1 protein-coding gene is annotated in these 378 nt (G+C 63.8%); it reads left to right on the top strand.

The annotated features are described in order from the left end of the window. Positions 1-332 (top strand): hypothetical protein (locus BIU91_RS03465; protein ID WP_216099638.1); only part of this gene is annotated, 332 nt, incomplete at its 5' end. Positions 333-378: the final 46 nt, after the last annotated feature.

Here is a 378-nt window from a genome sequence, read left to right as displayed (position 1 = left end):
CTAGAAGGGAAAGATCAATGGCCTACCGGTCGGTCCGCGTGTCGGACCTGTCAGGCAAGGAAGACTCCGACGAGAAGTTCGTCACGGTCGTCGTCCGCCGCCACCCGCAGCTGGACGAGCCCGTTCAGTTCGACGCCCTGCCCGAAGAGGTCTCCGGCCTCAAGGACGCGGGGAACCTCGTCGCTCTCGAGATCCGCAACGGGGACACCCAGCAGATCGTCGTCACCCTGGACGAGTTCAACAAGCTCTCCCCGAAGATCAACGACGTCCTCAAGAACGCCGACGGCCTCCGGGGACGACGCAAGGGTTTTCGTCCCAGCCAGCAGGACTGATCCGGTCCTGATCACCCACCCGCCCCCTGTCCGCTTGAGGTTACTG

It is taken from the genome of Curtobacterium sp. MMLR14_002 (assembly GCF_001864975.1).
GTDB classification, from domain to species: domain Bacteria; phylum Actinomycetota; class Actinomycetes; order Actinomycetales; family Microbacteriaceae; genus Curtobacterium; species Curtobacterium flaccumfaciens.
This window is presented reverse-complemented; position numbering and strand designations above follow the sequence as displayed.